The sequence below is a fragment of the Stygiolobus sp. CP859M genome, from assembly GCF_037389975.1.
Classification (GTDB): Archaea; Thermoproteota; Thermoprotei_A; order Sulfolobales; family Sulfolobaceae; genus Stygiolobus.
In genome coordinates, this window is record NZ_JBBHKS010000010.1 from 1 (window position 1) to 5,201 (window position 5,201).

Genomic DNA, 5,201 nt, shown 5'->3' on the forward strand with positions numbered 1-5,201 from the left:
GTTAGCTAGGGATTTGAAGGCTAAAGTTGTAGTAGGTAAGTTCTCCTCAAGGTCTAAGGAGAAGATGGAGAGCAATAAAAATGATAGGCTTAGGCATAGGATTCATCAGTGGAGTGTTGTTAAATTTGTGGAGATGTTGAAAACTCAGCCGATAGACGTTGATGAGGTTTCTGAGTCATATACTTCCTCTATCAACCCGTTTAACGGTGAGAAGTTGAAGAAGAGGAAACAGATAGTTGAGAGAGCTATAAAGGTTTTTAACCCCTACCTGATGACGGGCACTGCTCACGAGGGTGGGGGGGGGGGATTAAGGTTTTCAAGGTGAACGCTAGGTACTTGGAGGGTAGTGAGGTTCTTTTGGAGAGGGATTCTATTGCTCCTCTTAACTTGGCAAGAAAGGTGGATGGGAGGGTAGTGGCGTTTCCCTCGACTAGCCCCAATGAGTTAAGGGTGACTGTGTATGATCCCTTAAGAGGGGTGCCCGTGGTGGAATTAAAAGTAATTAAAAGTAAGGAAAAGTCACGCCACGGGTAAACACATTTATGTATTAAACCCGCATAGTGGACATATATTGGCAACTTACCAAGTAGGAGGAAGGTTCGGGATAGTAAACCCAGTGATCGCCGGAAATACAATGTTCTTAGCGAATAGTTACGGCTGGGTAATAGCCCTTCCGCTAAACGAAATATTTCCCTCTTATCAAAGCTATTGAGATGGGGGATTCTTCTTCTACCTTTATATGAAGATCTGATTGCCAACTAACGAATAATAAGAAGTTAACCTTAAAATTTAACGTTTCAATCGGTTTTTTACTGGTTTCGTCGTCAACTACTACTATTCAGTTTAAATTGTACGAAGATATATATTTTTTATGAATCTTGCAACAAGGCTAAGTATTATCATAATCCTTCTAGTATCTTCCTTCGTGTTTTATCTCTTAGCTTTTCACTACGTGAGAATAGGTGGTATGCTATCAGCTATAACGTTCTGGTCAGCAGTTTGGCTTATGATACCTAAGAGGTTCTTCAATATGGTGTGGGGAGAGATTAAAAAAGGCAGGGCCTATTGGATTTCTGCATCCATTTATATGACATTTCATGTACTTCTTTACGGAGCCTTTTACGAAGCATTATTTGGCGGTGTAGAATATTTGCCCTATGTGACTGTTTATTTCGGAGCAGCTGTTCCTCCTCCTCTTCCCTACTTTGTCGAGTACGAGACTGAGGCTATAGGCTTCACTTTTTACCTTTACGGTTTCGTATCGGATGCTATTCCTTATACGATCTTTTTAGGTTTAATCCTCTCCTTACTACTAGGAGCCAACGTTGAAAGAGTATTGGAGTTGTGGAAAGCTGTAAAGGCTAAGAAGAAAAGTATAACACTCGTAGTCTTACCTACAGTTGGAATAATTTCTGGGACATCTTGTTGCCTCTCCTTACCTACTTTGATTATAGTCACTATTGCTGCTGGAATAGGGGCTGTATTTTCAGTTCTACCGATTCTTGCTTCCCCGACTTATTATATACTGGTCTATTATATCCTACCTTTAGGCTCTGTAGCTCTCCTTACGGTCAACTTGAGGGATCTGAATAGAGTGTTGAAGTGTAGATTTAATAGAAACTGGGAAATAAAAAGTGAGACCAAGAGATAAGTTTAAGGTAAAGAGCTTTGGGACTTGTTAAAACTTTATTTACCATAAACGTATAATATGTGGTGTGCGGGGGTGCCCGAGCAAGGTCAAAGGGGTCGGGCTCAGGACCCCATAAGTGAGAACCCCGATGGCGTAGGCCTGCGTGGGTTCAAGTCCCACCCCCCGCATTATTATAAGATTAATTTTAACTAGACCTATTCTTGTCAGATAGCTGTAATTTATGTTAACTTTGTTTGTTGGAGGATCGTTTAGTATTTTTTAGTAACCTCTTTGCTTCACGTTTATTTAACCTTAATACTGTGTTTTTGCCTATTATTACTACACTATCTATTGTATTGTCTATATCTTCTATAGATAATCGCTTCATATCTCTTTTAATTATTCATCTGTTCTTACAGTATCAGTGTTACCATAATCTATTAGTATACTCTAGTATTAACAGATACAATTCCCCCGTCAACTTCTATGTTAGCGATCACATTCTTCTCCTTAACCATGTTTTTGCCCCCTTTCACTAATCCGCCGTTTACGTTCTTATTGAAAATTATTCCTATGTTAGAAGGTATTTCTAAATCCAGATTTATCGTCCCTCCGTCTACCTCAGCATATAAGGTACCTTCTCCGGCATAACGTAATTTAGAGTTAGCAACTCCTCCATTTATTTGTATTTTAGAGTTTACTACGTTTTCCACGTCTGCACGAAAAGCTCCTCCGTCTATCTCAATCGAGACATTTGCAATCGAGTTCTTTAGCGTAATAGCTCCTCCATTAACTTCTCCTTTCAATGAGTTCAATGACGGATAATGTATCACTGCGTAACATCCATCGATCTCTATCCTTAATTCGTTTCCTATATCTTTAGTGTGAAATCCGTCTTCGTCTACACATTTGATTACGGCGTGTGGGTCACCTTGATATATAGTGACCTTACCTCCATTAATACTCACAGTTAAGTCAGGCTTTACAGATAGAGGACCGTTATATACTTCGAACATTTTATGCCAGCCGAAACCCCTAGCGAAAATTTCGTCTAGTTTAGAAGGTAATTCAGCTATTGATTGTATACTCTTAAACAAACTAGAAAGTCCAGGGGTAAGCAAAAATGCACCTTTTTCCTCTTCATCTTCCTCATTACTGTTAGCTTGAGTGGGGGCTTCATTATGTATTTGCCTGATCATGTTTAAAGCCTTAACCCCTAAGGGTGTTAACTCATAATACCCCTGGTCGTTTTTAGATATGAGACCGTTAAGTTTTCTAATGTGAAAAGCCAGTGCCGGACTGTCTAACCCTAAATCCTTTTGTAACTCGGAAAAAGTCTTTGGTTTTTCAGCTAACAGTTGGATTATTTTTCTCCTGATTTCATGAGATATTGCATCGAATATGTCTCCGTTTTGTGACTCCATATTAATTAATATGTCACATGATTTATAAATCCATTAGTAAATTTCAATTTATTCAAATAGTAAAGAGATTTTTACTCCCTCATTAAGCGACTTATCAAAAACGTATGTGAAATATAAAGGTAAAAATAAACAAAAAAAGTAGAGAAAATATCGTAAATAATAGAGACTTAAAAGGGTTTTTAAATATTACTAATGTGGCAGTTTTATTCCTCAGTTTTAGGATAATATACTCTTCTCTCATAAACCTTCAGTGACAGCTCTATACATAAATTCGTTCTAAATTAAACTTTTTAGTCCCGAAAAGACTCGATAAACCATGGTCGATAGATCTTTTTTATTTCTCTTCATATCAAGGGTCGCTAGGAGTATTGCACTAGTCTACGTCAGCCTTTCTATTCCTCTCTACCTTTCATTACTCGGGCTTTCCGTAATCAACGTCGGATTAATAGTGTTTGGAGTGATCGCTTTCTATTCCCTTCTCTCACTGGGTTTAGGCTTATTAGGGGACAGATACGGGTATAAAAAGTCGTTAATAATAGGTGACATGCTCCCCTTATTCGGCATAACCGCACTTAGCTTTACCTCCAACATAAACCTCGTTATACCACTCTTGATCATTACCGGTATAGGCGGAGGGGCTAGCGGTGGTCTAAGAGGTCTCTGGTCCCCCGGGATATCCGCATTAGTAGCTTCAAATTGGAGGGACGAAAAAGAAAGGGTTAAAAAACTCGGTTACTTAAGTTCAGGTGCGAGTAGTGCGAGCGTCATAGGTAGTTTATTGCTCTCCCTCCAACCCCTCATCCATAAACCGGCGGTAGAAGAGTACAGAACGCTCTTCGCTGTAGCTGCAGTATTAATGGCGATTTCAGTAATAAGTATTGCCATAGTTAAGGAGGCCAAAAGACCCAAAAAGACCACAAAGATCATGGGAAAGAAGAGCTTCTCTTACATCTTACGGGTCATAGCGTCAAACACGGTAACCGGGGCTGGGATAGGGTTAGCCGTCCCCTTGCTTCCCCTATGGTTTAAGTTGGCTTACCATGTTACGGAATCCCAGATCGGTCTGGTTTTCACGATCTCGTATTTACTGACCTCTTTGGGTTCCGCCCTAGCTTCAAAAGTAAGGGGAAACACGTTATTTGTAGCCTCAATAACGAGGTTACTAAACGGCGTATTCCTCATAGCAATGGCTTTATCACCTTTTTTTATCATGGCAGCTGTGTTTTATGCTGTAAGGGGTTTTAACGCTGGAATAGGGGCGCCAAATAGAACTGCAATAAACGTTAGGGGAATCTCAGCGGAGGACTACGGTGCTGCGACTAGCATTCAAGGCGTTTCAACACGTGTAGCTCAGTTGAGTAGCGGTGCAAGCGGTATTCTGATGGATATTTGGTTACCTCTACCCGAGATAGTAGGAGGGGTCTTGCAGATAGCTGGCGGTTATATTTATTACAGCTTGTTGAGTAAGGTTAAGAGCGAATGATATTTACATATACTTAAATTGTTCGAATTCGAACTATTTTTATGGAACCCAACGATTTCAGGGCACTTGCCATAACTTCATTAGCTCACTTCATGAACGACGGTACTTTCCTGATCTTCCCTTTGTTAATAGTGTTTACCCATGGCGTAACTTTTCCTTACTTTTAATTACTTTTAATTCCGCCACGGGCACCCCTCTTAAGGGATCATACACAGTCACCCTTAACTCATTGGGGCTAGTCGAGGGAAACACCAATACCCTCCCATCCACCTTTCTTACCAAGTTAAGAGGAGCAATAGAATCCCTCTCCAAAAGAACCTCACCACTCTCCAAGTACCTAGCGTTCACCTTGAAAACCTTAATCCCCCCACCCTCGTGAGCAGTGCCCGTCATCAGGTAGGGGTTAAAAACCCTGATAACCTTCTCAACTACTTGCTTACCCTTCCTCAACTTCTCACCGTTAAACGGGTTGATAGAGGAAGTGTAGGACTCAGAAACCTCATCAACGTCTATCGCTTGAGTTTTCAACATATCCACAAATTTAACAACACTCCACTGGTGAATCCTATGCCTAAGCTTATCATTTTTATTGCTCTCCATCTTCTCCTTAGACCTTGAGGAGAACTTACCAACAATAACCTTAGCCCTTAAATCCCTAGCTAAT

General features: G+C 40.4%; 5 protein-coding genes, 1 tRNA gene and 1 pseudogene. 5 read left to right on the forward strand and 2 right to left on the reverse strand.

Going from position 1 to position 5,201, the window contains the following annotated elements:
• The 4 genes and pseudogenes from WIW72_RS04475 to WIW72_RS04490 all read left to right on the forward strand — a co-directional run.
• Positions 1-534 (forward strand): annotated as a pseudogene (locus tag WIW72_RS04475) (IS200/IS605 family accessory protein TnpB-related protein); the annotation flags it as partial.
• Positions 535-571: 37 nt separating this feature from the next.
• A complete protein-coding gene (locus WIW72_RS04480; protein ID WP_337703373.1) occupies positions 572-712 on the forward strand; it encodes a hypothetical protein in 141 nt (46 codons plus the stop codon).
• Between the two features lie 159 nt (positions 713-871).
• Positions 872-1,651 (forward strand): hypothetical protein, encoded by a 780-nt coding sequence (locus WIW72_RS04485; RefSeq protein ID WP_337703371.1) that lies wholly within the window; start codon positions 872-874, stop codon positions 1,649-1,651.
• 66 nt (positions 1,652-1,717) lie between these two features.
• Positions 1,718-1,818: transfer RNA gene (locus WIW72_RS04490), tRNA-Leu, on the forward strand.
• A 252-nt stretch (positions 1,819-2,070) separates the two neighbouring features.
• Here the strand turns inward: WIW72_RS04490 and WIW72_RS04495 are convergent.
• Positions 2,071-3,054: an ArsR/SmtB family transcription factor gene (locus WIW72_RS04495; RefSeq protein ID WP_337703369.1), complete on the reverse strand. Its 984-nt coding sequence runs from the start codon at positions 3,052-3,054 to the stop codon at positions 2,071-2,073.
• Between the two features lie 316 nt (positions 3,055-3,370).
• Here WIW72_RS04495 and WIW72_RS04500 point away from each other — a divergent pair, with 316 nt between their 5' ends.
• Entirely contained in the window at positions 3,371-4,537 is a 1,167-nt protein-coding gene (locus WIW72_RS04500; RefSeq protein ID WP_337703367.1) for an MFS transporter, read from the forward strand.
• A gap of 135 nt (positions 4,538-4,672) precedes the next feature.
• Here WIW72_RS04500 and WIW72_RS04505 read toward each other — a convergent pair.
• The coding region (locus WIW72_RS04505) for an IS200/IS605 family accessory protein TnpB-related protein (protein ID WP_337721239.1) at positions 4,673-5,201 on the reverse strand (529 nt) is incomplete at its 5' end.